The sequence below is a fragment of the Ruegeria conchae genome, from assembly GCF_000192475.1.
GTDB lineage: Bacteria > Pseudomonadota > Alphaproteobacteria > Rhodobacterales > Rhodobacteraceae > Ruegeria > Ruegeria conchae.
Map to the genome: position 1 here is coordinate 719,903 of NZ_AEYW01000006.1, position 25,759 is coordinate 745,661.

The window sequence follows — 25,759 nt, forward strand, 5'->3', positions numbered from 1 at the left end:
TAAGACCATCAGTTTGGTCATTACATTATCTCAATCGCGACATTTGAGAACCGGACTTTCGATTCCTGAAAGTATATCCGACGCCCGATTAGTTCACGCGAAACTCTCCAACCATATTCCGCCATTCGCCCGGAGCGATCTTCTTTCGATGTGTGAACCGAACAGAATGCAGTGGTCCTTCAATTTCTTTTTGCCAGAATTCCACGAATTCAAAAAGTTTGGGGTGATCCGGGGCAAGATCATAATCCTGCCAGATAAACGTATTCAGAACGTGTATGTAATCGGGCATGTGATAGAAAAATTCTGCGGTTGTCAGCCCGTACCCTTTCAACATGAGTTCGGTTTCGTTTTGCGCCATCCAGACCTCCATTTTTATTGCAAGGTCTTCTCAGGGTAACACGAAAATCACCTAATACTTAGATAACAATATGTTACTCTACTGTTACCGGGCTAATTTGGCCACAAGACGGTTGCTTGCTTGCACCTTATATGCCGGGTCTGATAAGGTGCATCCACAAGATATAGATCAAAAACAAGACACGGGCAGCCTACGTGAGCGATACGCCAGAAATACCTGAAAACATGGATGAAACACCGCCCGAGCGCCCCGTCTATGACGGCCCGACGGTATCCATCGAATCCGAGATGCGCACGTCCTATCTGGACTATGCCATGTCGGTCATCGTGTCGCGCGCCATTCCCGATCTGCGCGATGGTTTGAAACCAGTGCACCGCCGCATTCTGTATGCAATGCACGAAACCGGGAACACGCACGAAAAGGCCTACCGCAAATCGGCCCGCCCGGTCGGCGACGTGATGGGTAAGTACCACCCGCATGGTGATAGTGCGATCTATGACGCGCTGGTGCGGATGGCACAGGATTTCTCGATGTCCCTGCCGCTACTGGATGGTCAGGGCAACTTTGGCTCGATGGACGGCGATAACCCGGCGGCCATGCGTTATACCGAAGTTCGGATGGACAAGCCTGCCGCGTCCCTGCTGGCCGATATTGAAAAAGAGACGGTCGATTTTCAGGACAACTATGACGGCAAAGACAAAGAGCCGACCGTCCTGCCCGCCCGTTTCCCAAATATGCTCGTCAACGGTGCCGGCGGTATCGCTGTGGGTATGGCAACGAACATCCCTCCGCACAATCTGGGTGAAGTGGTTGATGCAACTCTGGCGCTGATCGATGACCCGGACTTGACCTCGGAACAGTTGATCGAATACGTCCCCGGCCCAGATTTCCCGACCGGCGGCGTAATGCTGGGCCGGTCCGGCGCGCGCAAAGCTTATCTGGAGGGCCGTGGCAGCGTCATCATCCGTTCCAAGACCCGTGTCGAGGAGCTTCGTAAGGACCGCTACGCCATCGTCGTCGATGAGATTCCCTATCAGGTGAACAAAGCCGCTATGATCGAAAAGATTGCCGAGGCCGTGCGTGAGAAGCGGATCGAAGGTGTGTCCCATGTGCAGGACGAATCCGACCGCAATGGTGTGCGCGTCGTCGTCGAATTGAAGCGCGATGCAACGCCCGAAGTGGTGCTGAACCAGCTCTATCGTTTCTCACCTATGCAAACTTCGTTCGGCTGCAACATGCTGGCCCTGAATGGCGGTCGCCCCGAACAGCTGACCTTGCGCCGCTTCCTAACATCCTTCATCGATTTTCGCGAGGATGTGGTTGCCCGTCGTACTGCGTACGATCTGCGCAAAGCACGCGAACGCAGCCATATTCTCTGTGGTCTGGCGGTCGCTGTTTCCAATGTGGACGAAGTCGTCGCCACGATCCGCTCGTCTGCAGACGCAGCGCAAGCACGTGAAAAGCTGATGACCCGCCGTTGGCCGGCGGCTGATATCGAAGGCTATCTGCGTCTTATCGACGATCCTCTGTCCAAGATGAACGACGACGGCACCTATAACCTGACCGAAGTTCAGGCCCGCGCCATCCTCGAACTGCGTCTGCAACGTCTGACCCAACTGGGTGTCAAAGAGGTCACAGACGAGCTGGAAGAACTCGCCGCCAAGATCAAGGAATACTTGGATATACTATCTTCGCGCGAACGCATCATGTCGATCATCGGCGATGAGCTTCGCAGCGTACGAGACCAGTTTGCCGTTCCACGTCGCACCGAGATCGTCGACTGGTCCGGCGACATGGAAGACGAAGACCTGATCGAGCGTGAGGATATGGTCGTGACCGTCACCTCGGGCGGATACATCAAGCGCACTCCGCTGGCTGATTTCCGCGCCCAGAAGCGCGGCGGCAAAGGTCTGTCTGGTATGCAGACCAAAGAAGAAGACGTGGTCACCACGCTCTTCGTGGCAAATACCCACACGCAGCTATTGTTCTTCACAACGGATGGCATGGTCTACAAGCTTAAGACCTGGCGCCTGCCGCAATCGGGGCGGACTGGCAAAGGCAAAGCCATCGTCAACATCCTGCCGATTCCAACCGGGGTTTCTATTGCTGCAATTATGCCGGTGGATGTGCCGGATGAAGAATGGGAAAACCTGCAGATCATCTTCGCCACCAGTGCAGGCACCGTGCGGCGCAACCGTTTGTCAGATTTCACCAACGTCAAGCGCAACGGCAAGATCGCTATGAAGTTCGAAGAGGATCACGCCGACACCAAGTTGATCAACGCGCGTATCTGTTCCGAAGATGATGACGTCATGCTGGTCACTAAATCTGGCCGCGCAATCCGCTTCTCAACAACAGATGTACGGGTGTTCAACAGCCGGTCGTCTGTTGGTGTACGCGGTGTACGTCTGACCGGCGATGATGAGGTGGTTTCGATGTCGGTCATCCGCCACTTCAACGCCACCTCGGATGAACGGGCCGCTTACCTTAAAATGCGCCGCCTTATGGCCGGTGTCACCGATGAATCCGAGACGGAAGAAGATGAAGGTAACGCCGACAGTGTGCTGCCACAGGAACGTTATGCCGAGATGTCGGCTGCCGAGAACCTGATCCTGACCATTACGGCAGGGGGCGCGGGCAAGCTGAGCTCAAGCCACGATTACCCGGTTCGCGGACGCGGCGGTATGGGCGTGGCAGCGATGGACAAGGCCATGCGCGGCGGTAAATTGGTGGCATCCTTCCCCGTTGATATTGACGACCAGATCATGCTGGCCACCTCAAAGGGTCAGTCGATCCGGGTGCCGGTTGATGGGATCTCTTTCCGCTCCCGCAGCGCGGGCGGTGTGAAAGTCTTCAATACGGGCAAGGGCGAAGAAGTCGTCAGTGTTGCCTGGATTGCAGACCAGGGTGATGAAGAAGCCGAAGAATGAAGGATCGAGAACGAAATCGGGTGAGTTAAGCTCGGTTTCTTTGGTCTAAACCTTCCAATTACAGCTCTGCGAACTTTTCAGTCATTCAGTCGAAACGTGTGAAGGCAGAAGAATGGATCAAGTCGTAAGATGGGCAATTTGCTCGCAGTCACAATGGGTGTTGCAAGAGCGATCCGGGCTGAACCTGTTCGGGTACACGTAACCATCGAACTGAAGTTTGTCACACGAACCGCAAATAGTGGCCTCAGCAAAGCGCAGAGTTTTAGCGCCACTTTCAATCCAAATATTACTCGACCGGTGACCAATTCGTGTCTGGATCATAAGCAGAAATTTCAGATGCAATACTGAGTGTCTCCGGGCCAAAATCTGCCTCGTAGACTATGCCGTTTTCGCCTACCAGAAAGGAATGAATACCAGTTTCTCCGTAGTCTGCCGGTATTGCCAGCAAGGCATGTCCTGCAACAAAGTGATCCCCGACGAAATAGGGGTAGGCACCCCCTGGAGCGTTAGGGCCCTGCTCTTGCAGGATTGTGTAATAATAGCCAAGAAACGGTTCGGCCTCATAGTCAACCTGACCGTCACTCCACCCCGAAGCTGCGGCGCGGGCAAGCGCTGCACCGACAAAGCTGTCTTTTCCAGGCCAGAAGAGACCGTTCTGCTCTTCCGGATCGGAAATGATCGTCTGAGCGAATTCCATAACGCCATTCCCGTTATGGTCCACAAGCCGGAAAGCTGCCTGCAGGTCAACATAGGCCTCAAGCAATTCGATCACTTCCAACTCATTCAAGCCTATTTCACGAGCTGAAAGTTCCTCGATCCCAGCCTCCAGGTCAAAGCGCCAACCGTCATCTCTACGCAGAATTGGGATAGGAAAAGGCCAACCGTCTTCACCTAGAAGAAGTACAACGCCATCGTCCTCAGGCCGGAAACGATACCCCTCGGCATACATGCCAAGCACTTCCTGCCTTCTTTCTTGATCTTCCGTCGGATCACCCGTTCCAACCAGATCCTCGGCTTCAGGCCCGAAAATTTCGATCAGCTTGCTCTGATCATTAGCCTTCAACGCATCAACAAAAGCATCCAGTGCGGTTTGCGGCGTATCAAATCTGGCTCCTTCAGAGAGGGCCGGGCTTGTGGTCGCGGCAAGCAACAAAATTGAAAATACTGATCTACGCATTTTACCGTCTCCGCTTGCCTTTAGCGGCGTGTCCACGCTTGGACGCGCTTTGAGTTCTGCTGCCGGACGCCTTTTTCTTCATCGCTTGCCCTTTGGATGCCGCGGGCTTGCGCTGCGTCGATGCGGCTTTCTTCGCTTGCGGCTTCTTGGCGGTCTGCGGTCTTTGTGCGACTGGCTTTTTCGCTGAATCTGGACGTTTGGTGCGATCAATGGCTTGTTGCTTTGCGGCAGCCTTGTCCCGATCAGCGTTGTTCCGGTTCGCCAAGGCACCGCCTGCTACAGCCCCTGCACCCGCACCGACCGCGGCTGCAGCCGCCCCGCGGTCACGGCTAATATCTGCAGCACCAGATTCTCGGCTCAACTTTGCACGCAGCTCATCCGTGCGACCGTCAGGACGGTTAACCGGCAAGTCGCTACGGCCACCTTCGGGTCTTTTGTGGTCCGCTATTTTGTTCCGGGCCTCCTGTTGCCGGTCAGGATCGGGGTTCCATCCGATATCCGTTCGGTCACCTAAATCTATATCATTGCCGATATTGACGTTGCCATCCACGTCTATGTCGATGTCTGGATTTCTATAAATCGGACCGCCGCCCCAGCCACCGCAATTTCGGCACCCCCAGTAGTCGTTCCAATCATCGTCGTCGTCGAAAATTTCGTCGATCAGGGCAACAGCGCCAAAAGTCAGTAGTGCTGCGCCCACAACATCCCCGGTTGACGGGCCAGTATAAATCGTCTCGGGATTGTATTGTGGGACGTATACCGTCTCGGGTTCTGTCGGCGTAATTACTATGGTGTCGTCCTCAGACACTTCGACAGTTTGCTCGGGCCCTGAAACAAGAGCGCCACTGTCAATTGCCTGATCCCGCATGACCTGCACCGCATCCATCACATCGTCGGACTGGGCCAACATGGCAGTGCCAACTGTCTCGGTCCAGTCGATATGGGTGGCCATCTGACCAACAACTTGGGGGAACGCCGTTGCCAACACACTGACAGAAGGATCCCATCCCATTGCATCGATTTCCGGTTCCAGTTCAACAGGGTCGCGGTCGGCGTTATCGAGCAAATACCGTTCAGCCTTAACAATTTCCAATGGCTGGGTTGCCGCGACAAATATCTGTATGAGTAACGTGTCGGGATAAAGAGCAACCGGGGCGACCAATGTCTGCAACTCAGCGTCAGTTAGCAGACTGGACGAGGTCGCCGAGGTATCATCTTTTGCCGCTACATCTTCAGACGACTCTTGCGTTAACGCTGAAGTAGATACGCAAATACCGAATGCAATTAATAGAAACCTAAACATATTGCGATCCTTCGATTTCTTGAAGGATCACCTAAGACTGCGATTCTGGCAACCGATCAGTCAATAAAACGGTTGTGGGATAATAATCGACACCCAATCAAGATTGAGCGAGTGTCCGCTTTGGGCTCGAAGCGGATGTTGCTATTAAGCAAAATCCTGAATTCGTTAACTTTCATACGCCTTATAGAGGTTAATATTCGGCCCTCGCTCAAAGCCCATACAATGCCCCAAACTTGTTCTCAAGATAGGTCAACAACGCCTTCGGCCCGGGCTCGACACCACTTGCCCTCTGGATGATTTCGCGTGGCGCATAAAGGCCGCCAAATTGCTGGACGTTCTCGCGCAAAACTATGGCCTCTTGAGCGTCATAGCAGAAATATAGGATGGCTCAGGAACAGTATTGAAATGAGAACTCGCTGCCCGAACCATGAGAACCTAACCGTACGCAACGAGCACATTCAAAAATGCAACCGTCGATAAATCTTGCAAGATTAGGGCCGTACCTGATTTAGTGACCGAAAATTGGGCGGCTTTTGGGGGAGAAGCGTGTGCCGGGCATGCAAGAACAGGATTACGAAGGCGAACTACGCATTTACGAAGCACTGAATGTGGTGTCTACGACACCCGTTTTTGCGCTTTCGTTTTTGACGGCGTTTGCTGTTCAGATCGTGCAGATTGGGCCTTCCCATCTGACGATCCCTGCGATCGGATCGCTTGCGGTACTGGCGATTGTGAACCTGTTGGGCATGCAGAGTTACTATAAACTGCGTACTAAACCCAGGCCTAGATCGATATCCCATCGGCGGCTGAAAGTCATCCTGGTCACCTCGATGGTTCTGGGGGCTGGTTGGGGTAGTTTCAACTTGTTCATGATGCCATACTTGGTTCCCTACGAGCAGATGATGCTGTATTTGTTTGCATTTGTCGGCGCACTGGGCGGGTCGACGACATTTTCGATGAGAGTGTCCTTTGGTTTCTCAAGCCAAATTCTGTTTTTTACTTGGATTGCCATGCTGCTGTGGGGTCCATTAGCGTGGTATATCAACACCTTCATCGTTCTTGGCGTGTTTTTGGCAATCGTAAAGCTTACGTTTCTGACACGATCAACTGCTATCGATAGCATCAAGTTGAGCCTGGCCAACGCAAGGGCCTTGAACGATCAACTTAAAGCCGAAAACCAGATACGTGAACTGGCCCGCATTCCGGAAGAGAACCCGAACCCGGTGTTGCGTATCACCGATCAGGGCGAACTGACTTACGCCAATAAGGCAAGCGCTCCATTAATCGAAGCGCTGCAGCTAAAAGTTGGTGACCGAGTGGGAACGGGTTGGCGTAAACGTGTTGCCAAGGGTTTGCAGGATGGTCAACGGGCAGATTTCCAGTATAAGGCTGGTGGTCAGACCTATTCTCTTTTGCTGTGGCCGGTTCCGGAAGGAGGATACGCGAATATCTACGGTCGGGATATTACGCGGCAAAAACGTGTGGAGAGCGAGTTGCGGGTGGCCCGCGATATCGCTGAGACCGCCAATAAGACCAAAAGCACTTTCCTTGCCAATATGAGCCATGAACTGCGCACGCCGCTGAATGCGATCATTGGATATAGTGAACTGATGCTGGAAGAAGCCATCGACCAGAAGGATGACGCAAACCTGAGCGACTTGAAGAAGATCCAATCTGCCGGGAAACACCTGCTTGCGTTGATCAATGATGTATTGGACCTCTCCAAAATCGAAGCCGGAAAGATGGAGTTCGAACTGGAAACTTTCGACGTTTTCCAGATGATCAAAGATGTAAGCGCGACAGTGCAGCCGTTGGCTGAGCAGAACAACAACACGCTGGAAATTGAGTGCCCTGATGATATCGGCGAGATGGTCTGTGACTTGACCAAGGTGCGGCAGGCCCTGCTGAACTTGTTGTCCAATGCTTGTAAGTTCACAGAACAGGAAATGATCACGTTATCGGTTGTAAAATCGAACGACACAGATCAACTGGAATTTGCGGTCACCGATCACGGCATCGGCATGTCGCTAGAGCAGGTCGAGAGGATATTCGATGCGTTTACGCAGGCAGATTCCTCAACAACGCGTAACTACGGTGGTACCGGATTGGGGCTGTCTATCACAAAGGCCTTCTGCGAACAGTTGGGCGGCAACATTCACTGCGAAAGTGCGCTTGGCGAAGGTTCGACCTTCACAATTCGCCTACCGCGCATCTGTCGCGACCCGTCAACGGGCGTGATTAGTCTGGCTGATCAGTCGGGAAATGATTTGAACAATGACCCGAATGCGCCGCTGGTTCTGTTGGTGGATGACGATCCGACCGTGCATGATCTTCTTGGTCGACGACTACTTCGTGAGGGATATCGCGTCCTCGCATCGGCCAACGGCGATGAGGCATTAGAACTGGCTCGAACAACCCGTCCTGATGCTATCACGCTCGATGTCTTCATGCCCGAAATCGATGGCTGGGCTGTTTTGTCCAAGCTCAAGGACGATCCCGAACTTGCGGATATTCCTGTCATCATGTTGACTTTCGCAGAGGATCGCAAAAGAGGTTTGTCGCTGGGAGCCAGTGAATATTTGGGCAAGCCAATTGACACTACCGAGCTTCTGAGTGTCCTCAAAGAGCACTGCCCAACTCTGCCAACGCCACGCGTTCTGGTCGTCGAGGACGAGGCTGCAACGCGTGAGCTAATCTGTCGCGTTCTCGAAAAAGAAGGCTGGCAGATTGACGAGGCGATCAATGGACTGGATGCCCTTCAACGCCTCTCTCAGTTCGTGCCGGACGTGATTTTACTTGATCTCATGATGCCCGAGATGGACGGTTTTGAGTTCTTGGCGGGGATAAGAAAGAACCCGGAGTGGAAGAATATTCCCGTCATCATCGTGACCGCCAAATCCCTGTCCAGCGAGGACCGCGCGCAACTGAATGGCTCGTTCCAGACGCTGGTCCGCAAAGATGGGGATGAGATTGAAATCATTCTGAACCAGTTGAACGAAATCCTTTCGGCTTCTCGATCTGAAGACGTATAGGCTGTGAGTAGCGCCCCGAATACCCAACCCGAGCAGGCACAGGCAATGTGGCTGGCAAATTTACGCCAGAACCTGATTTCCCCGGTCAGTGCGGTAGTCGGGCTATGTGAGTTTCTCGAAAGTGAGGCTGAACGCCTTACTCTGAAGGAAGCCGCATCAGACCTGAACCGAATATCTCAGGCTGCAACCGAACTAAGCGTGTTTGTGGACCAGCTTCTGCATCCCCGAATGGCCTTGAAGCTTACGGTAAGCGGTGACGAAGGAGTGAAAAGGCTTCGTCACGATTTGCGAACGCCGATGAATGCGATCAAGGGCTACAGCGAAATGCTGCTTGAGGATCTGGAGGATCTAAACGCAGGACATCTGGAGTTGGACCTGCGCGGATTGCTGAAGCATACGGATTCTCTATTGCAAGAAATTGATGTGCTCGCATCGTTGTCCGACAACCAGTCCGGCGATGGCTTCAAAATACCCGAGGCATCGCAGGACGCAGCTGAAATGTTCGCGAATCTGGCTCAAAGCATACGCTCGATTGATCCGGTTGCGGAGACTGCTTCGCTAACCGGAACCATCCTAGTCGTAGATGATGTCGAAGCTAACCGTACGCTGCTTGCCCGGCGGCTCGAACGGGATGGCCATCAAGTCTGGACCGCCGACGGAGGATATTCGGCTCTGGAAAAGCTATCTCAACACGCGTTCGATCTGGTCCTGCTTGATCTTATGATGCCGGATCTCAACGGTTATGATGTTTTGAAGCGATTGAAAGAAAACGATGACTGGCGCGACATCCCGGTCATCATGATTTCCGCGTTCGATGAGATCGAAAGCGTCGCGCGTTGCGTTGAGATCGGAGCAGAAGATTACCTCCCTAAACCGTTCAACCCAATCTTGTTGCAAGCTCGGATCAACGCCGCGCTTGAGAAAGGACAGTGGCGGGAGCGAGAGCGCCTCTATCTCTTTCAGATGGAGGCAGAGAAGCAAAAGTACAAAGACCTGTTGCATAGTATTCTGCCGCAAAAAATCGTGACACGGTTGAACGACGGAGAGGCCACGATTGCCGACCGTCATGACGATGTGACTGTCCTGTTTTCGGACATGGTTGGCTTTACGGAGATGTCGGCGAAATTGTCACCCGCGCAAGTGGTTGACTACCTTAATCGGGTTTTTTCGGGCTTCGACAAGGCGGCTTCGGAACTTGGTGTGGAAAAGATCAAGACAATCGGAGATGCCTACATGGCCGCGGCCGGAGTACCCGACCACCGGAATGACCACGCTGAAGTGATGGTTGAACTGGCTTGTCGGATGTTATCTCAGGTCGAAGCGCTGAACCACGAGCTGGACTACCCTATGCATCTTAGAATCGGCGTCCACAGTGGGCCCGTAGTCGCCGGAATAATCGGGTCACACCGTTTTCTCTACGATGTTTGGGGGGATACAGTGAATTTCGCCAGCCGTCTTGAAACAACGGGTGCGCCAGGCCGCATTCAAGTCTCAGAGGAGACTGCAAGGCGGGTTACGCATTGCTTTGACCTAACTGATCCGATGGATGTGAGAATTAAGGGCAAAGGCCAGGCAAAAACATATTTCATCACTGGACGGAAATCTTAGTAGTCGGATCTACCTCCAGAGGCTGACAGCAGTTTTTCCATTATCTCAAGCAAACGGTTAAGTTCGACAGGTTTGGTATCAAAGTCATCGCAACCTGCCTCCAGCGCCTTTTCCCGGTCGCTGGCCATTGCGTGTGCCGTCAGCGCAACCACCGGGATTGAGGCCGTCTCGGGTGCTGCCTTGATGCGCCGTGTCGCCTCCCATCCATCAATTTCAGGCAGGCTCATATCCATCAAAACAATGTCGGGATTTGCTTCACCAGCCATGGACACGCCTTCCAACCCGTCCTTCGCAACGATAACTTGGAAGCCTTTACGCGCCAACCGACGCGACAACATATCGCTGTTCATTTCGTTGTCTTCCACCAACAGAACTTTAGCCAAATTTCCCCCTTTACGCATGCGCGCCATTTGACTGCCCACGAGACAGAGTGTTTCCGGATCCATTTTCAAAATGTCGAACATACCACTAGATTGCGCAAGTCGTTTCGGTTGAAGCATTCTTTCATCAATTCAGCTTCACGCAATGAACAAATTAGTGTCTTCAGATAATGTCTTCTTTTAGTCCACCCAACCCGCTACGAATTTCGCTTTCCCACCCTTGCTGTTTTTTGCTGCGGTCGAGTTGCGACCAAAGCAGTCGTTCATTGTCAGATTGCCAATGGCGGTAGTGTCCGCGTCTCGTTAATTGCCTGGGGAATTCTCGCTGCGCCGGGCCCGAATGGTGGCTCCTTACGCCACATCGCCGTACTCAAGATAATGCACACCCAGCAAAATCTGCGCTGTGTGCGTTTGCAGCGAGAAAATCGAATTCACAGGATGGGCCTGAGGCGGGCGTTTCTTTTGAGCAAGATCCTGAACTCAAAAACTTGCGTACACCTTCAGGAAGTTAATAATCGGCCATCGCTCAAAGCCCATACAATGCCCCAAACTTGTTCTCAAGATAGGTCAACAACGCCTCCGGCCCGGGCTCGACACCACTTGCCCTCTGGATGTTTTCGCGCGGCGCATGAAGGCCGCCAAATTGCTGGACGTTCTCGCGCAGCCATCCGGTGGCGCCCGAGGAATCGCCCGCAGCCAATTGCGAATCCAAATCGGGTACGGCCTTGCGCAAAGCCTGATTCAGACATCCTGCGTAGACATTCCCCAACGAGTAGGTCGGGAAGTAGCCAAACAGCCCAACAGACCAGTGCACATCCTGCAGGCACCCATTCGAAGGCTTGTCGACCGCATATCCAAAATCTGCGGCGAAACGATCATTCCACGCGGCTTCAAGGTCGCTGACTTGCAGATCACCTGCCATCAGCGCACGCTCTAGATCGAACCGCAGCATGATATGCAGGTTGTACTGCACTTCGTCCGCTTCGGTCCGGATGTATCCACTGTGTACTCGGTTAACGGTGCCATAGAAGGCATCGGCGTCGGCGATGCCAAAATCGCCAAAGGCTTCTTTCATTTGATCGAAAAGCCAGCCGGTGAAGGCGCGGGACCGGCCCAGTTGGTTTTCATAAATCCGGCTTTGGCTTTCATGAACTCCCATGGATACACCGCGCCCTAAAGGCGTCAGCAAATAATCCGGGTCGATCCCCTGTTCATAAGCCGCATGTCCCACTTCGTGGATCGTGGAATAGAAGCAATTGAACGGGTCCGTTTCGCTGGTTCTGGTGGTGATGCGTACATCCAGCCCGCTGCCAGAACTGAACGGGTGTACAGCTTTGTCCACGCGGCCATTATTTAGGTCATAGCCAAAGGCGACGGCCAGCTTTTGCGACAGGCGCATTTGGATCAACTCGTCAAATCTACCGGTCAGAGCCGCAGGCTCGGGCCGATCTAGGACAGCTGCGCGCAAAGTAACCAGACGTGGGCGCATCTGGTCGAATATCTCGGCAATCTGCGCACCCGTCGTGTAGGGCTCGTAATCTTCGACCATTGCGTCGTAGATATCACCGCCTTGAGCGAGCGCGGCACCTTCCTCGCGCTTAAGTGCAACAACCTCTTCCAGAACGGGTAGAAAAGCAGCGACATCCTCATTCGCGCGGGCCTGCGCCCATTTTCCCTGCGCCTCGGACGTCACGCGTGCAATTGCAGTAGCCAGATCCGATGGAACCTTCACCGCCCGATCATATTCGCGTCGAATTTCCCGCAGCTGAGCCTTGTCCGCTTCGCTAGTTGCATATGCGCTCTCCAGCCATTCTGCCACACGTGGGTCTGAGCGGCGCGCGTGAAGCACGGCTTCGATCGCAGCCATCTCTTCGGCCCGTTGCGGAGCTGCGCCGCGCGGCATTACCGTTTCCTGATCCCATCCCAGACGTCCGGCGATCTGGCCAAGGGCCGAAGTTTGGCGCTGATAGGCCATCAGGTCGTTGAAAGCTGTCATCTGAGTTATGCTCCGCGCAGAGAAGTTGCAATAGGATAGGCCGTGAGAAAACGTGCACGCAGGATCAGCGTCCAAACCACGACGGCCATGAATTGGTGGAATATCGCGATTTGCCAGGGTGCCGCGTAGATCACTGTCATGATACCGACCACCACCTGTAGCGAAAGCGCAGCGAATGCGGCGTTGAAAGCGAACCGCGTCTGCGGATGCGCACTTGCCGCGCCGCGCCGCCAAACAACGACACCAAAAGCGAACAGCAGATAACCAGCGCAGCGGTGGATGAATTGCACAAGGCCCGGGCTTTCGAAGAAATTTCGCCACATCGGTTCAAGCATCGTGGCGTCCGGTGGCAGAAGCTGACCTCCGATCAAAGGCCAATCCGTATAGGAACGACCCGCGTCGATACCCGCGACCAGCGCCCCAATGAGTATTTGCAAAAAGGCGAAATGCATCAGACCTGTGCAAAGCGAGAACAACCGGGTTTCCTTTGCGCGGCGTGCTTGCATCAGATCGCGCTCCTCGCGCGCCAACATGAAGATGTACCAAGCCAGAAATCCGAGGATGACAAACGCAAGCCCCAGATGCACCGCTAGTCGATAGCTTGCAACTGCGGTCATCCCCTCGCCTTGCGTCACACCCGACGCAACCATCCACCAACCAACAGCACCTTGAACGCCACCGAGCGCTCCGGGGATCAGCAATCGACCGGTCCAACCAGCCGGTATCTTGCGGGCAACAAGAAAACCGGAAAAGCCGAGAGCCCAGACCAGTCCGATCACGCGGCCCAGTTGGCGGTGGCCCCATTCCCACCAGTAAATTGACTTGAAATCATCCAGCTCCATCCACTGGTTCTGGATGCGCCATTGATCGATTTGCTTGTATTTGTCGAACTCGGCCTGCCAGTCAGCCTCGGAGGTCGGCGGGATGGCCCCGGTGATCGGACGCCATTCGGTGATCGACAGGCCGCTATCTGTCAGTCGGGTCAGTCCGCCGACCGCGATCATGATGACCACAAGCGCAAACAGGATCATAAGCCAGACGCGAATGGCCTGGCGTGCACCACCGCGCCCGCGATCGATCACACCCGGCTGAACCGCTTGTGGTTTTTCAGTGTCTGAGACGTCTTCGAAGATGCTGCGCTTACCGCTCATGCTGTCCTCTTGTGCCTTGGATTTCGTCGCAAGCTAGGTTGACTTGGGGGCGAGGTCCAGCCTCAGCCCCGATCCTTCCAGCGGACCATCTGACGCATCACCCCGTGCAGCATTTGAACGTCCGCCCGCGTCATCCGCATCCTGGACCATAGATTGCGCAGGTTGGTCTTCATCCCTTCGGCCTTTTCGGGCGGGTAGAAAAATCCCGCCTCTTCCAACCGATCCTCGTAATGCTCGACCAGCTTCTCGACCTCGATCCCCGTAGCCCAGTCGCCTTTGCCCAGATCAGTGGCTTCATGCATCACATCCCCAGTTTGGCGCATCCACTCGTAAGCCGTCAGCAAAACGCATTGCCCAAGGTTCAGCGACGCGTATTCGGGATTCACTGGTACCGAGATAATCGCGTTTGCCTTGGCGATATCCTCGTTTTCAAGCCCGGCGCGTTCTGGACCGAACAGCACAGCCACCTTTTCACCAGCGGCCACCTTTTCCGCGGCGATTTGCATTGCCCGCTCGGGGCTGAACACTGGCTTGGTCAAGCCCCGTTGCCGTGCCGTGGTCGCAAAGACATATGTGCGATCCCCCAATGCTCCAGCCAGATCGTCGAACAATTGTGCCTCATCCAGCAATCGCCCTGCGCCGCTGGACATCGCAACGGCCTTGGGGTTCGGCCATCCATCGCGCGGTGCAACAATCCGCATCCGGTCCAGTCCGAAATTCCACATCGCCCGTGCTGCAGCACCGATATTTTCGCCCATCTGAGGGCGCACAAGCACGAAAGAAGGCTGGGATGTATCGCTGGGCATGGCTGTCTCCGAAAAGGTCTGCCTGCTCTAATCGCGTCTCCCCCGCAGGGCAAGGCACCCGGCGCGTCTAATCCAGCACGAGACGGCATAAAAGTTTGCTTCCCGCCCGCAATCCGCTAAACCGCGCGAAAGACTGAAAGCGAAGGACGCGCCAATGGACACCCCCGAGCAGCCGCAGATTTATCTGATCACCCCACCAGCGATCACACTGAGCACTTTCCCCGACCAGTTGTCCCGCGTTCTGGACGGGGCCGAGATCGCCTGTATCCGCCTGGCTCTGGCAGGAAGTGACGAAGATACCATCGCTCGCGCCGCTGATGCCTGCCGTGAGGTTGCTCATGCGCATGACGTGGCGCTGGTGATTTCGAACCATGTACTGCTGGCGCAACGGCTGGGTCTGGACGGGGTGCATCTGGACGATGCGGCACGCTCGGTCAGGGCTGCGCGTAAGGAACTGGGGCCAGATGCCATCGTCGGCAGCTTTTGCGGAGCCTCCAGCCATGATGGCATGACCGCTGGAGAAGGTGGTGCAGACTATGTTGCCTTTGGCCCGGTCGGCAACGTCGCGCTGGGCGATGGAACCCGCGCTGAGCAAGACCTGTTCCAATGGTGGTCTGAGATGATCGAGGTTCCGGTGGTGGCCGAAGGCGGGCTTACCGAAGACCTGATCCGAGACCTGACCCCCTGCACAGATTTCTTTGGCATCGGTGATGAGATCTGGTCACATGACAACCCGCTGGATGCATTGAACACTCTGATCGCCGCAATGCGCTGACGACTGTGAGCGTTAACCCTTGCACCCGCGTCGGGGCTGCGGCATGACACGAAGCATGACTCAGAACAGCGAAATCCTGTGTATCGGATCGGTCCTGTGGGACGTGATCGGGCGATCTGCCAGCGTCATGCGGCAGGGATCGGACGTACCAGGGCGGATTACCCGCTTGCCCGGCGGTGTCGCCATGAACATCGCTATGACGTTGGTGCGCTTTGGGATGACCCCTACGCTGCTCACTGCAATCGGCCGCGATCCCGAAGGCGATGAACTGGTCCACTCTTGCGCACGGCTGGGTATGGTGACCGACCACATCTACCGTTCGCAAGACTTGCCGACCGACCGCTATATGGCCGTCGAAGGTGCCAATGGATTAATCGCAGCCATTGCAGACGCCCATTCACTTGAGGCGGCGGGAGCAAAAATCTTACGTCCCTTGATGCATGGACCTTTGGGCTATGAAAATACACCTTTTGAAGGCCCCATCGCGCTGGACGGCAACCTAACCCTGAACCTGCTGGAAGAGATCGCGCAAAGCCCCGCCTTTGCCAGCGCCGATCTTCGCGTGGCCCCCGCGTCCCCCGGCAAGGCCGAGCGTTTGTTACCTTTTCTGAAACACGCGCGCGCAACGCTCTATGTAAACCTCGAAGAAGCTGGGCTTTTGTGCCAACGCGAATTCACCGATTCCGAAAGTGCTGCTCAGGGCTTGCTTGACCGTGGCGCATTGCGTGTTCTGGTGACCGATGGCGGCAACTCGGCCACTGTCGGCAGCGCTGAGAGTGTTCTGACTCAAAAACCACCTTCCGTTCTGGTCACCCGCGTGACCGGCGCAGGTGATACTTTCATGGCAGCCCATATCGCTGCCGAAGCAAGTGGCGCTGACAACGACGCCGCGCTCAAACGTGCCTTGCATTCCGCTGCAACATATGTTTCCGGAGAAACTCCACTGTGATCGACATCCAATATTCCGCCGAGGTTCGCGCCGCAAAAGACGCAGGCCAACCCATTGTTGCGCTGGAAAGCACTATCATCACCCACGGGATGCCCTACCCCCAGAACATCGAGGTTGCCGCACAGGTCGAACAGGACATTCGCGATGCGGGCGCAGTTCCCGCAACTATCGCCGTGATCGATGGCGTGCTTAACATTGGGCTTGAGTCCGATCAGCTTCAGGCCCTTGGTCAGGCGCAAGGCGTTGCCAAGCTGTCGCGCGCTGACATGGCTGCTTGTCTTGCAACTGGCGGTACAGGGGCCACCACCGTCGCAGCTACCATGATCGCAGCGCATTATGCAGGTATCGAAGTATTTGCCACAGGCGGCATCGGCGGCGTTCATCAGGGAGCTGAAACCTCTTTTGATATCTCTGCTGACCTGCATGAGCTTGCGCAAACACCAGTGACGGTTGTTGCGGCCGGAGCCAAAGCTATTCTCGACCTGGCCAAAACGCTTGAGGTTCTGGAAACGCTCGGTGTGCCGGTCATCGCACACGGACAGGACGAATTTCCGGCGTTCTGGTCAGCCAAGTCTCCGCTGGCTGCTCCATTGAGGATGGACAGCGCAGAGGACATCGCCAAAGCCCATGCCGCGCGGCGGGCGCTGGGATTACCCGGTGGGCAACTCGTAGCCAATCCGATCCCGCAGACCGATCAGATCGCTGCCGAGGAACTTGCCCCGATCATTGCTTCCGCACAGGCCGATGCCGAAACGCACAGGATCACCGGCAAAGGCGTTACGCCTTACCTACTGCAACGCATCTACGAACAGACCAATGGTCGCTCGTTGATCGCCAATATCGCTCTGGTACGCAACAATGCACGGCTGGCGGCGGGCATAGCAATAGCGCTGGTAAAGACGGCTGTGTGACATAAGCCTATTGTACCAAGACCTCGGACTGCTTAACTAATTCCGCAAACCACTCAGGACCGCAATGAACACGCCGTTTGACGAAGAACCACATCGCCGCTCGGGCCTTCTGTCCGGACTGCGCGCGTCATTTTTGACGGGCATTGTCGTCATTGCTCCGGTTTGGTTGACGATCTGGCTGATCTGGTCGGTCGTGGGCTGGATCGACAGCGCCGTGCTGCCATTGATCCCTCAGCAATTCCAACCAGCCGAGTATGTTGGGATCAACCTGCGCGGCGTCGGCGTCATCATCTTCCTGATCTTCACGGTCATCGTCGGCTGGATTGCCAAAGGTATTTTGGGCCGTTCACTGATCCACTTCGCCGAAAGCCTCGTTGATCGGATGCCCGTCGTCCGGTCCGTCTATTCCGGCATCAAGCAAATTTCGGAAACAGTCTTTGCGCAGACAGAACGCTCTTTCGAAAAAGCCTGTCTGATCCAGTATCCGCGCCGCGGAATTTGGGCGATTGGATTTGTTTCGACCACAGCGCGGGGCGAAGTCAGCCAACGTGCCGAAACGGGTGGTGAGTTGCTCAGCGTCTTTGTCCCGACGACCCCAAACCCCACATCCGGTTTCCTGCTGTTTTTCCCAGCCGAAGACGTGATCCTGCTGGATATGTCGATCGAGGACGCAGCCAAATTGGTGATTTCAGCGGGGCTGGTATACCCAAACGAAAAAGACCCGACCCAGCCGCCGGAGTAGTCAGCCAAACATGGCAGGCAGGTCGACAGTACTGCGTTCGCCCAGATCATCCTTGTGGGCGCGCAAGAATTGATCTGCCGCACCGCGCCCGGCCTGCTTCAACCTGTTCAAAACAACCGGATTTGGAACAGTTTTTGTCGCAGCCGACAGATCGTTCATCAGAGCATCATCCGCGATCATATGAACCAGCACCCGGCTCATCTCGCCTGCTTTCAATTTTCCCTCGGCCAGTAGCCGCTGCACAAAGCTAATCGCGCGCAATTCACGAAATAGCGATGAGTTAAAGCTGATCTCATTAATTCGGTTCTGAATCTGCTGCGGGGTCTTCGGCACCTCGTCCCTTTCTAAGGGGTTGATATTTACAATCACCACATCGTCGGGAAGATCACCACCAAACAAGGGGTACAACGCCGGGTTGCCAGTATATCCCCCATCCCAATACGCTTCGGTACGACCAGATTTTGGATCATAGATCTCTATTGCCTGAAATAGGTTGGGCAGACAGGCCGACGCCAAAATTGCGTCGGTCGATATCTCATCTTCAGCAAAGACCCGAATTTTGCCGCTGCGCACACATGTCGCACAGACAAAAAGCTCTGGTCCTTCATCTGCACAAATCTCATCAAAATTGAACCGATCCACTACCGGCTCAAGCGGATTGCGATAGAACGGCCCGTAAGCATAGGGAGACACCAGCCGCGACCATGTTTCGGCCATCGAATACGGCAGTGAATACTCAAGCGCCTGCGATATATGCGCAGGCTCTATTCCGCGCATCCAATGAACGATCCGCATATCACCAACAGCGCCCATGCGCGTCCATAAATCGTCGAGACAGGCCCGAGCGCCTTCGCGCCCCGCATGGACCATTCCGGATTTGAACGCGGCTCCGTTCAGGGCGCCAGCCGAGGTTCCAGTGATCGCCGCAACCTCGACATCCTCCTCATCCAGTAGACGGTCCAGCACACCCCAGGTAAACGCACCATGGGCACCACCGCCCTGCAAAGCCAGATTGATCCGCTTCATACTTCCGCCTCTTCATCTGGCCAAAAATATCCCGGGGGGTTGGGGGCAGAGCCCCCATGCATCCTCAAAGCGCGGTCCACCCCCCATCGACCGAAATCGTCGTCCCGGTGATCTGCGCAGCCGCATCCGAACACAAGAAGATGGTCGTGCCACCAAGCTGTTCAACCGTCGCGAACTCTTTTGAAGGTTGCCGTTCCAGCAGGACGTTCTTCACAACATCCTCGCGGCTCATGTTATATTCCTTCATCGTATTGGGGATTTGCGCCTCAACCAGTGGGGTCAGCACATAACCCGGGCAGATAGCGTTGCACGTGATCGGTTCCTGAGCCGTCTCAAGTGCAACGGTTTTGGTCATCCCAACCACACCATGTTTTGCCGCTACATAAGCTGCCTTAAAAGGAGAGGCCGTTAACCCATGTGCCGAAGCGATATTCACGATACGGCCCCAACCTGCCGCGCGCATCATCGGCATGGCTGCAGCCGTTGTGTGAAAGGCTGAATTCATGTTGATCGCGATGATCGCATCCCATTTATCAGTCGGAAATTGATCGATCGGTGAAACATGTTGGATGCCCGCATTATTCACCAATATGTCGCAGGCACCTGCCTGTTCGATAAGTGCGCGACATTCATCGCCTTTCGACATGTCCGCCTTGATGTAGCGCGCGTTGGTCCCGGTCTCTTTCCCAATCTCGGCAGCCAGCGTATGATCTTCATCCCGGTCGGTAAACGAGTTCAGAACCACATCCGCACCCGCCTTGGCCAGCTCACGCGCAACGCCCAGTCCAATCCCTGAATTCGACCCTGTTATGATGGCTGTTTTTCCCGCCAAGCTCATGCCTGCTCTCCGTCCTGATTTCAATTCAGCCACACAGTGCCATGCTGCACCTGCAAAGGAAACGGGGAATGATACAGCGGGTGCATCCCGGCAGATTTTGCCAAAAAAAACGCCCGCACGAAGCGGGCGTTAAGTTATTGAGGCAGGTTTCATACAGGCAAGAAACCTATCGAGCAGTGCATCCTTTATAAGCAATTCTTTGCATCCGTCCAAGCTAAAAGTTTGATAATAAGAAAAATCATGGCTACGGTGAATCCCAAACAAAATAAGGCCAGAGCAGGATTGTTTCCAAAATGAGCCCCGATTATCTCCACCCCCTCCGACCAGCAATTGCGGGAATCGCCTGCATTTTTGCGGCTTCATTCGCTTCGGCAGAATCAGCCCATGGCATAGCTATGTATGGCGACCCGGCACTACCACCGGATTTTGTGTCGCTACCCTACGCAAATCCCGACGCGCCCAAGGGCGGAAAGGTCGTATTTGGAAATACCGGCGGCTATAACAGTTTGAACCCGTTTGTGCAAAAAGGCACGTCACCCTGGCAGCTGCGATTTTGGACCCATGAAAGCCTGATGGGGCGGTCCTGGGACGAACCTTTCACTCTTTACGGGTTGTTAGCCGAATCAGTTGAGACAGATTCGGACCGCACTTGGGTCGAATTCACTTTGCGTGAAAACGCACGATTCTCGGATGGCGCACCAGTCACTGTCGAAGATGTTATCTGGTCCTATGAGACGCTGGGTACCGAAGGCCACCTGCGGTATCGCGGGCTGTGGGGCAAGATCGATAGCATTGAACAGACCGGCCCACGCAGTGTCCGGATCAGCTTTAATGAACCCGATCGCGAGCTGGCCCTGATCGCCGGCATGCGCCCTATCCTGCAAAAGGCGCAATGGGAGGGGAAATCGTTCGCAGACGCTCAGTTGCAAGATATACCCATCGGATCAGGACCCTACGTGATCGATGATTACGAAGCTGGCCGCTATGTAAACCTACGCCGCAATCCTGACTACTGGGGTGCCGATATCCCCTACCGCAAGGGCACAATGAATCTGGATGACATGCGGATCGAATTCTATGGTGACGGCACCGTTGCATTCGAAGCATTCAAGGCAGGTGAACTTTCAGCCGTGCGCGAGTTTAACGCGGACAAATGGAACACTCAGTATAATTTCCCGGCGGCGCAACGCGGTGATGTTGTAAAGACCGAAATTCCGCATCAAAAACCTTCGGGCATGACCGGTTTTGTCATGAACACGCGTAAGGCCCCCTTTGACGACTGGCGCGTTCGCGAAGCGCTGACTCTGGCGTTTAACTTTGAATTCATCAACGACACCATCACAGGCGGCGCGCAACCCAGAATTACGTCCTATTTCTCAGGCTCCGAGTTGGGCATGCAACCCGGTGCGGCCACCGGTCGCGTCGCAGACCTTCTGCAACCTTACGCCGCCGAACTGGCGCCGGGTACCATTGAGGGGTATGAATTGCCCGCGGGTGATGGAACCGAACGCAATCGGAGCAATATCCGCAAGGCGCTAAAACTGCTGGAAGAGGCAGGCTGGACAATTCAGGACGGTCAGCTTCGCAATGCCGATGGCAAACCGTTTGAAATCGACCTTGTCATCAGCCAGGGCAGCCTGAATGTGGTGCAGGATGTCGGTGTGATCGCGGAAATCTATGCACGCGCGTTGGAGCGCCTGGGCATTCAACTGACCGTCGAAAAAGTTGACGACGCGCAGTACACCTCGCGTATCGACGCGCAAGACTTCGACATGACGCCCTTCCGCCGCGCCCTTTCGCTGTCGCCAGGCAACGAACAACGCCTGTATTGGGGCAGCGAAAACGCCGACACTCCGGGGACTAGGAATGTCATGGGGCTGACCTCTCCTGCCGTTGACGGATTGGTCGATGCAATGCTGGCCTCGGAAAGCCACGAGGATTTTGTGGCCGCTACCCGCGCGTTGGACCGCGTACTAACCACTGGCCGTTACGTCATTCCGATCTGGAGCTTCGATGTCGGCCGCATCGCCCACGTGAAGGAGTTGAAGCAGCCTGCCTCGCTTCCGATTTATGGAGATGGCCCCGAATACATGCCGCAGGTCTGGTGGTACGAGGACTGACAAGACCGCGCGGCTTTTAGTTCAGCGCATATCCGGGCCTAAAATTGGTTGATCCGGCAATGGCACGGCGACAGGGCAGATTGTCAGCCATAAGCGATTTTCGGCTGAACCCGTCACAAACTGTGACCAATACCAGAGCTTGTGGGTCGCGGAACCATTCGCACCTACTGGTACACAAATTGCACAAGTATTGCTTATCCGGTCAAAATCATCGCAAGGGGCTTTACGGACTCGTGGCACGGACTATACGTTGTACATATCCCGATGAATATCTTAGTGCAGATAATTGCAGCATTTTTCGGGTACGTGATACTGTACTGGCTGTTTAAGTCAGAAGAACAACGGACCGGCCGCCACTCACTAAAACAGCAGGTCCGTCGGCCCGTTGCGGTTTAGCCGCAGCGGGTTTTTGCCTTTGGTTGCCGTCACGGCAACCTGCGACATTTTGTCATGTCCGCATTATCCCCCCACACTCCGTACGCTAATACCGGGGAGAGCAATCCTGGAACCGAATAAAGGGAAGGCTCGTAGATGTTGAACTGGGCTGATCTGACGCAAGACTGGGGCGCGTCGTATGCGCGTGCAAAACGCAGATTTCCAAACCTGCGGGACAGGGACATGGCGCGCGTTGGTGAAGATCGTAAGCAGTTCGAAGCATATCTGGCCGAACGTCACCATCTGACTGTTAATGAAGCCCGGGAAGAGCTTGAGGATTTCCTGTATACCGAAGCGTTGAACCGCGAAGTTGCGCAAACCTTAAGTAAGTGACGTCACCCAAAGGATCGTGGCGTCCTCGTCACTAACCGAAATTACATTGTGCCCCATGCTACCGTCATAATAGGCGCTATCGCCCCGGCGCATCTCGACTGGTTCATAAAATTCGGTGAACAGGCGCACCACGCCGGTCAGGACATACAAGAACTCCTCACCATCGTGACGTACCCATCCATCAAACTCTTCCATAGATCGTGCGCGCACTCGGGCACGATAGGGTAGCATCTGCTTTTTGGTAAGCGTTTCTGCCAGCAGTTCATGCTCATAGGTTGTGGTCGCGTGCGCAGCCCCCGCGCCCATTTTGGTCACCGCCATTCGGCCTATGACCTGATCACGCTGGGGCGGAGTGAACAGCTGAGGCACCGAAATTTCCAGCCCTATCGCCAGCTTCTTCAACGCATCATAAGTCGGCGACATCTGACCGTTTTCGATCTTGCTAAGTGTCGACCTTGCCAACCCGGCCTGGTTGGCCGCCTGTTCCAGCGTCCAGTTTCGGGCTTTTCGCAGCTCACGCACACGCGCGCCCAGATCGACGGGCTCAAGCTCGGTATTAATACCATTGTCGCGGGCAATTCTGACGATGGACTTATGATCATTCTTGCTCATGCGTCTTTCTATAGGGGCAGCATGCTCTGCTTGCAACGCGCCGTGCGCAGCTGTAGCCAGTTCCCATGTTGTCGATCTTTGATCAGGGACCACCGCCGCCCTGCCCGCGCCCATTCAATCTTGCCGCGCATGTCCTGCGTCATGCCCAAAGCTATTCGGAAAAAACCGCCCTATCTGTGCTTGGGCAGAACAGCGCAGTCGACTGGACCTTCAGCGAGCTGAAAGCGGCGATCCTGGGTACAGGAACCGGCTTGCTTCAGAGCGGCCTCAAGCCCGGCGACATCATTTTGATGCGACTTGGCAATACAGTCGATTTCCCAATCGCATATCTTGGAGCAATCGCCGTGGGGCTGGTTCCAGTCCCAACCTCATCACAACTGACAGATGCGGAAACCGTCAAGATCATCGACGATCTGAATCCTGCCGCCGTTTTGCGCGATCCGCAGGTCACCTGCGCCGAGCACCCCAACCAAATGCGGCTGGATGAGCTTGTCGGAATGCGAACGCTGCCGCCGGCGGAGTTTGCGATGGGTGACCCCGAGCGACTGGCCTATGTTGTCTATACCTCGGGAACGTCAGGCAAGCCGCGCGCGGTCGCCCACGCGCATCGCGCCATCTGGGCGCGGCAAATGATGGTCGATGGCTGGTACGGTCTGCAATCTTCGGATCGATTGTGCCACGCCGGAGCATTCAACTGGACCTATACTCTGGGTACCGGGTTGATGGACCCGTGGACCATCGGCGCAACGGCACTGATTCCAGAGCCGGGAACGAACATCCGAGATCTGCCCACCCTGCTGACCCAACAACGCGCCACGATTTTTGCAGCTGCCCCCGGGATCTTTCGGAAGATCATGCAAGGCAATCAGCGACTAGACTTACCTGATCTGCGCCATGGCCTGTGCGCCGGAGAAAAGCTCTCACGTCACCTGCACGACAAGTGGGTGCGGTCCACCGGAACAGAACTATACGAAGCGTATGGCATGTCGGAATGTTCGACCTTTATCTCATCCAGCCCCAGCCACCCGGCGCGCGGTGAGGCGTTGGGTCAGCCGCAACCCGGGCGCCGTGTCGCCATTGTTGGTCCCGATGGCCCGGTCCCGCAGGGACAAGAAGGCACGATTGCAATTCACCGTGACGATCCGGGCCTTATGTTGACTTACCTGAACGCACCCGAAGAGGCCGACGCACGTATCGCTGGGAACTGGTTCCTGACAGGTGATCAGGGTGCGATGGCCGCAGACGGGCAGATAACTTATATGGGCCGCGATGATGACATGATGAACGCAGGCGGGTACCGGGTTTCCCCGGTCGAAGTTGAGGCTGCCTTGTCGAACCACCCAGGTATCACGCAGGTTGGCGCTGCGTCGGTTGAGGTTAAACAAGACAGCTCGATCATTGTTGCATTCTACACCGGACCCCACGAACTGGACGCGGGGGCTTTGCGCGCCTATGTGTCTGACAAGCTGGCGCGCTACAAACAACCGCGGGCCTTTGTCCATCTGTCCGAACTGCCCACTGGGGGCAACGGCAAACTCCTGCGCCGCGCCCTGCCGGCCTATTTCAAGGCAACGTCCGAATGACACAGACCGTTAAGCTCGATATCATGTCCGACCCGATCTGCCCCTGGTGCTATATCGGCAAGACCCATCTGGACAAGGCGCTGGCCGAAATCCCGAACCATCCGTTTGTGATCGAATGGCATCCGTTTCAGTTGAACCCGGATATGCCCGATGCAGGGATGGACCGGCGTGAGTATCTGGAGCGTAAGTTTGGCGGAAAAGACGGCGCAGTTCGCGCCTATGCACCGGTGGTCGAGCACGCCGAGAACGCTGGTCTGAAGATCGATTTCGAGGGCATGAAACGTACACCAAATACGCTGGACGCACACCGCCTGATCCATTGGGCTGGCATAGAGGGCAAGCAGAACGCCGTGGTCGATGCCCTGTTCAACGCATATTTCGTCGAAGCACGCGACATCGGAGATCGAGAAGTTCTGGCCGATATCGCAGACAGCGTTGGCATGGACGCGGCAGTCGTGATGAAATTGCTGCAATCGGAATCCGATCGCGAAGACATAAGAACCCGCGACAGCCATTCTCGCGAGATGGGCGTGAATTCGGTTCCCACTTTCATCGTAGCGAACCAACACGCGGTTCCCGGTGCGCAACCCCCTGAATTATGGGGCAAAGTAATATCCGAGATTATGTCTCAGTTTGAGGCTTCCTCTGCAGAATAGCACAGACCCCTGTGCATTTCTGATCTAGTCCGTTCCTC

General features: G+C 55.2%; 21 protein-coding genes. 11 read left to right on the forward strand and 10 right to left on the reverse strand.

Features of this window, described 5'->3' with window-relative positions; genetic code table 11:
- Nucleotides 1-88 precede the first annotated feature (88 nt).
- On the reverse strand, nucleotides 89-358 hold the full coding sequence (locus G7G_RS0108095) for an usg protein (RefSeq protein ID WP_029621829.1): 270 nt from the start codon (nucleotides 356-358) through the stop codon (nucleotides 89-91).
- Nucleotides 359-582: 224 nt separating this feature from the next.
- Between G7G_RS0108095 and gyrA the strand changes: the two genes are divergently transcribed.
- Nucleotides 583-3,288, forward strand: a complete 2,706-nt coding sequence (gene gyrA / locus G7G_RS0108100; protein WP_010440308.1) for a DNA gyrase subunit A — start codon at nucleotides 583-585, stop codon at nucleotides 3,286-3,288.
- A 286-nt stretch (nucleotides 3,289-3,574) separates the two neighbouring features.
- On the opposite strand, the gene G7G_RS22840 is transcribed toward gyrA, so the two are convergent.
- Together G7G_RS22840 and G7G_RS0108110 are read right to left on the reverse strand one after the other, a co-directional pair.
- The gene (locus G7G_RS22840) at nucleotides 3,575-4,465 is read right to left on the reverse strand and encodes a DUF2950 family protein (protein WP_010440309.1); all 891 of its coding nucleotides are present in this window, start codon (nucleotides 4,463-4,465) and stop codon (nucleotides 3,575-3,577) included.
- Nucleotide 4,466: 1 nt separating this feature from the next.
- Nucleotides 4,467-5,768 (reverse strand): DUF3300 domain-containing protein, encoded by a 1,302-nt coding sequence (locus G7G_RS0108110; protein WP_010440310.1) that lies wholly within the window; start codon nucleotides 5,766-5,768, stop codon nucleotides 4,467-4,469.
- Between the two features lie 557 nt (nucleotides 5,769-6,325).
- Here G7G_RS0108110 and G7G_RS23675 point away from each other — a divergent pair.
- Both G7G_RS23675 and G7G_RS0108125 read left to right on the forward strand, forming a co-directional pair.
- On the forward strand, nucleotides 6,326-8,800 hold the full coding sequence (locus tag G7G_RS23675; protein ID WP_010440312.1) for a response regulator: 2,475 nt from the start codon (nucleotides 6,326-6,328) through the stop codon (nucleotides 8,798-8,800).
- A gap of 3 nt (nucleotides 8,801-8,803) precedes the next feature.
- Nucleotides 8,804-10,408: an adenylate/guanylate cyclase domain-containing protein gene (locus G7G_RS0108125; protein ID WP_029621832.1), complete on the forward strand. Its 1,605-nt coding sequence runs from the start codon at nucleotides 8,804-8,806 to the stop codon at nucleotides 10,406-10,408.
- Here the strand turns inward: G7G_RS0108125 and G7G_RS0108130 are convergent.
- From G7G_RS0108130 to G7G_RS0108150, 4 genes are all read right to left on the reverse strand, one after another.
- Nucleotides 10,405-10,809 (reverse strand): response regulator, encoded by a 405-nt coding sequence (locus tag G7G_RS0108130; protein WP_202945031.1) that lies wholly within the window; start codon nucleotides 10,807-10,809, stop codon nucleotides 10,405-10,407. The genes G7G_RS0108125 and G7G_RS0108130 overlap by 4 nt on opposite strands.
- 505 nt (nucleotides 10,810-11,314) lie before the next feature.
- Nucleotides 11,315-12,784: a carboxypeptidase M32 gene (locus G7G_RS0108140; protein WP_010440315.1), complete on the reverse strand. Its 1,470-nt coding sequence runs from the start codon at nucleotides 12,782-12,784 to the stop codon at nucleotides 11,315-11,317.
- A 5-nt stretch (nucleotides 12,785-12,789) separates the two neighbouring features.
- Nucleotides 12,790-13,935 (reverse strand): heme A synthase, encoded by a 1,146-nt coding sequence (gene ctaA / locus G7G_RS0108145; protein WP_010440316.1) that lies wholly within the window; start codon nucleotides 13,933-13,935, stop codon nucleotides 12,790-12,792.
- A gap of 62 nt (nucleotides 13,936-13,997) precedes the next feature.
- Nucleotides 13,998-14,741, reverse strand: a complete 744-nt coding sequence (locus tag G7G_RS0108150; protein WP_010440317.1) for an RNA methyltransferase — start codon at nucleotides 14,739-14,741, stop codon at nucleotides 13,998-14,000.
- 154 nt (nucleotides 14,742-14,895) lie between these two features.
- Between G7G_RS0108150 and G7G_RS0108155 the strand changes: the two genes are divergently transcribed.
- The 4 genes from G7G_RS0108155 (at nucleotide 14,896) to G7G_RS0108170 (ending at nucleotide 18,118) form a co-directional block, all read left to right on the forward strand.
- Nucleotides 14,896-15,516: a thiamine phosphate synthase gene (locus tag G7G_RS0108155; protein ID WP_010440318.1), complete on the forward strand. Its 621-nt coding sequence runs from the start codon at nucleotides 14,896-14,898 to the stop codon at nucleotides 15,514-15,516.
- Between the two features lie 55 nt (nucleotides 15,517-15,571).
- Nucleotides 15,572-16,465 carry a PfkB family carbohydrate kinase gene (locus G7G_RS0108160; protein ID WP_010440319.1) on the forward strand — a complete coding sequence of 298 codons (894 nt, stop codon included), beginning with the start codon at nucleotides 15,572-15,574 and terminating at the stop codon, nucleotides 16,463-16,465.
- Nucleotides 16,462-17,376 carry a pseudouridine-5'-phosphate glycosidase gene (locus G7G_RS0108165; RefSeq protein ID WP_010440320.1) on the forward strand — a complete coding sequence of 305 codons (915 nt, stop codon included), beginning with the start codon at nucleotides 16,462-16,464 and terminating at the stop codon, nucleotides 17,374-17,376. The genes G7G_RS0108160 and G7G_RS0108165 overlap by 4 nt, the downstream gene beginning before the upstream one ends.
- 64 nt (nucleotides 17,377-17,440) lie before the next feature.
- Nucleotides 17,441-18,118, forward strand: coding sequence for a DUF502 domain-containing protein (locus G7G_RS0108170; RefSeq protein ID WP_010440321.1), 678 nt, complete (start codon nucleotides 17,441-17,443; stop codon nucleotides 18,116-18,118).
- Here the strand turns inward: G7G_RS0108170 and G7G_RS0108175 are convergent, their stop codons facing one another.
- Entirely contained in the window at nucleotides 18,119-19,144 is a 1,026-nt protein-coding gene (locus tag G7G_RS0108175; protein ID WP_010440322.1) for a patatin-like phospholipase family protein, read from the reverse strand.
- Nucleotides 19,145-19,208: 64 nt separating this feature from the next.
- Entirely contained in the window at nucleotides 19,209-19,982 is a 774-nt protein-coding gene (locus tag G7G_RS0108180; protein WP_010440323.1) for a 3-hydroxybutyrate dehydrogenase, read from the reverse strand.
- Between the two features lie 293 nt (nucleotides 19,983-20,275).
- On the opposite strand from G7G_RS0108180, the gene G7G_RS0108185 reads away from it, so the two are divergent.
- Both G7G_RS0108185 and G7G_RS0108195 read left to right on the forward strand, forming a co-directional pair.
- Complete coding sequence (locus G7G_RS0108185) at nucleotides 20,276-22,102, forward strand: extracellular solute-binding protein (RefSeq protein ID WP_010440324.1); 1,827 nt, start codon at nucleotides 20,276-20,278, stop codon at nucleotides 22,100-22,102.
- A 531-nt stretch (nucleotides 22,103-22,633) separates the two neighbouring features.
- Nucleotides 22,634-22,870, forward strand: a complete 237-nt coding sequence (locus tag G7G_RS0108195; RefSeq protein ID WP_010440325.1) for a hypothetical protein — start codon at nucleotides 22,634-22,636, stop codon at nucleotides 22,868-22,870.
- Here G7G_RS0108195 and G7G_RS0108200 read toward each other — a convergent pair.
- Entirely contained in the window at nucleotides 22,859-23,482 is a 624-nt protein-coding gene (locus G7G_RS0108200) for a helix-turn-helix domain-containing protein (RefSeq protein ID WP_010440326.1), read from the reverse strand. The two genes, G7G_RS0108195 and G7G_RS0108200, sit on opposite strands and share 12 nt — an antisense overlap.
- 65 nt (nucleotides 23,483-23,547) lie before the next feature.
- On the opposite strand from G7G_RS0108200, the gene G7G_RS0108205 reads away from it, so the two are divergent.
- Together G7G_RS0108205 and G7G_RS0108210 are read left to right on the forward strand one after the other, a co-directional pair.
- Nucleotides 23,548-25,065: a class I adenylate-forming enzyme family protein gene (locus G7G_RS0108205; RefSeq protein ID WP_010440327.1), complete on the forward strand. Its 1,518-nt coding sequence runs from the start codon at nucleotides 23,548-23,550 to the stop codon at nucleotides 25,063-25,065.
- Nucleotides 25,062-25,721: a DsbA family oxidoreductase gene (locus tag G7G_RS0108210; protein WP_010440328.1), complete on the forward strand. Its 660-nt coding sequence runs from the start codon at nucleotides 25,062-25,064 to the stop codon at nucleotides 25,719-25,721. The genes G7G_RS0108205 and G7G_RS0108210 overlap by 4 nt, the downstream gene beginning before the upstream one ends.
- The last annotated feature ends 38 nt before the right edge of the window (nucleotides 25,722-25,759 follow it).

What these genes read in the sequence shown, in the direction of transcription:
- G7G_RS0108155 (WP_010440318.1), top strand. Translation starts at nt 14,896, where the DNA reads ATGGACACCCCCGAGCAGCCGCAGATTTATCTGATCACCCCACCAGCG.
- G7G_RS0108210 (WP_010440328.1), top strand. Translation starts at nt 25,062, where the DNA reads ATGACACAGACCGTTAAGCTCGATATCATGTCCGACCCGATCTGCCCC.
- G7G_RS0108205 (WP_010440327.1), top strand. Translation starts at nt 23,548, where the DNA reads ATGTTGTCGATCTTTGATCAGGGACCACCGCCGCCCTGCCCGCGCCCA.
- G7G_RS0108150 (WP_010440317.1), bottom strand. Translation starts at nt 14,741, where the DNA reads ATGCCCAGCGATACATCCCAGCCTTCTTTCGTGCTTGTGCGCCCTCAG.
- G7G_RS0108180 (WP_010440323.1), bottom strand. Translation starts at nt 19,982, where the DNA reads ATGAGCTTGGCGGGAAAAACAGCCATCATAACAGGGTCGAATTCAGGG.
- G7G_RS0108170 (WP_010440321.1), top strand. Translation starts at nt 17,441, where the DNA reads ATGAACACGCCGTTTGACGAAGAACCACATCGCCGCTCGGGCCTTCTG.
- G7G_RS22840 (WP_010440309.1), bottom strand. Translation starts at nt 4,465, where the DNA reads ATGCGTAGATCAGTATTTTCAATTTTGTTGCTTGCCGCGACCACAAGC.
- G7G_RS0108175 (WP_010440322.1), bottom strand. Translation starts at nt 19,144, where the DNA reads ATGAAGCGGATCAATCTGGCTTTGCAGGGCGGTGGTGCCCATGGTGCG.
- G7G_RS0108195 (WP_010440325.1), top strand. Translation starts at nt 22,634, where the DNA reads ATGTTGAACTGGGCTGATCTGACGCAAGACTGGGGCGCGTCGTATGCG.
- G7G_RS0108140 (WP_010440315.1), bottom strand. Translation starts at nt 12,784, where the DNA reads ATGACAGCTTTCAACGACCTGATGGCCTATCAGCGCCAAACTTCGGCC.
- G7G_RS0108185 (WP_010440324.1), top strand. Translation starts at nt 20,276, where the DNA reads ATGAGCCCCGATTATCTCCACCCCCTCCGACCAGCAATTGCGGGAATC.
- G7G_RS0108110 (WP_010440310.1), bottom strand. Translation starts at nt 5,768, where the DNA reads ATGTTTAGGTTTCTATTAATTGCATTCGGTATTTGCGTATCTACTTCA.
- G7G_RS0108160 (WP_010440319.1), top strand. Translation starts at nt 15,572, where the DNA reads ATGACTCAGAACAGCGAAATCCTGTGTATCGGATCGGTCCTGTGGGAC.
- G7G_RS0108095 (WP_029621829.1), bottom strand. Translation starts at nt 358, where the DNA reads ATGGCGCAAAACGAAACCGAACTCATGTTGAAAGGGTACGGGCTGACA.
- gyrA (WP_010440308.1), top strand. Translation starts at nt 583, where the DNA reads ATGGATGAAACACCGCCCGAGCGCCCCGTCTATGACGGCCCGACGGTA.
- G7G_RS0108200 (WP_010440326.1), bottom strand. Translation starts at nt 23,482, where the DNA reads ATGAGCAAGAATGATCATAAGTCCATCGTCAGAATTGCCCGCGACAAT.
- ctaA (WP_010440316.1), bottom strand. Translation starts at nt 13,935, where the DNA reads ATGAGCGGTAAGCGCAGCATCTTCGAAGACGTCTCAGACACTGAAAAA.
- G7G_RS23675 (WP_010440312.1), top strand. Translation starts at nt 6,326, where the DNA reads ATGCAAGAACAGGATTACGAAGGCGAACTACGCATTTACGAAGCACTG.
- G7G_RS0108130 (WP_202945031.1), bottom strand. Translation starts at nt 10,809, where the DNA reads ATGCGTAAAGGGGGAAATTTGGCTAAAGTTCTGTTGGTGGAAGACAAC.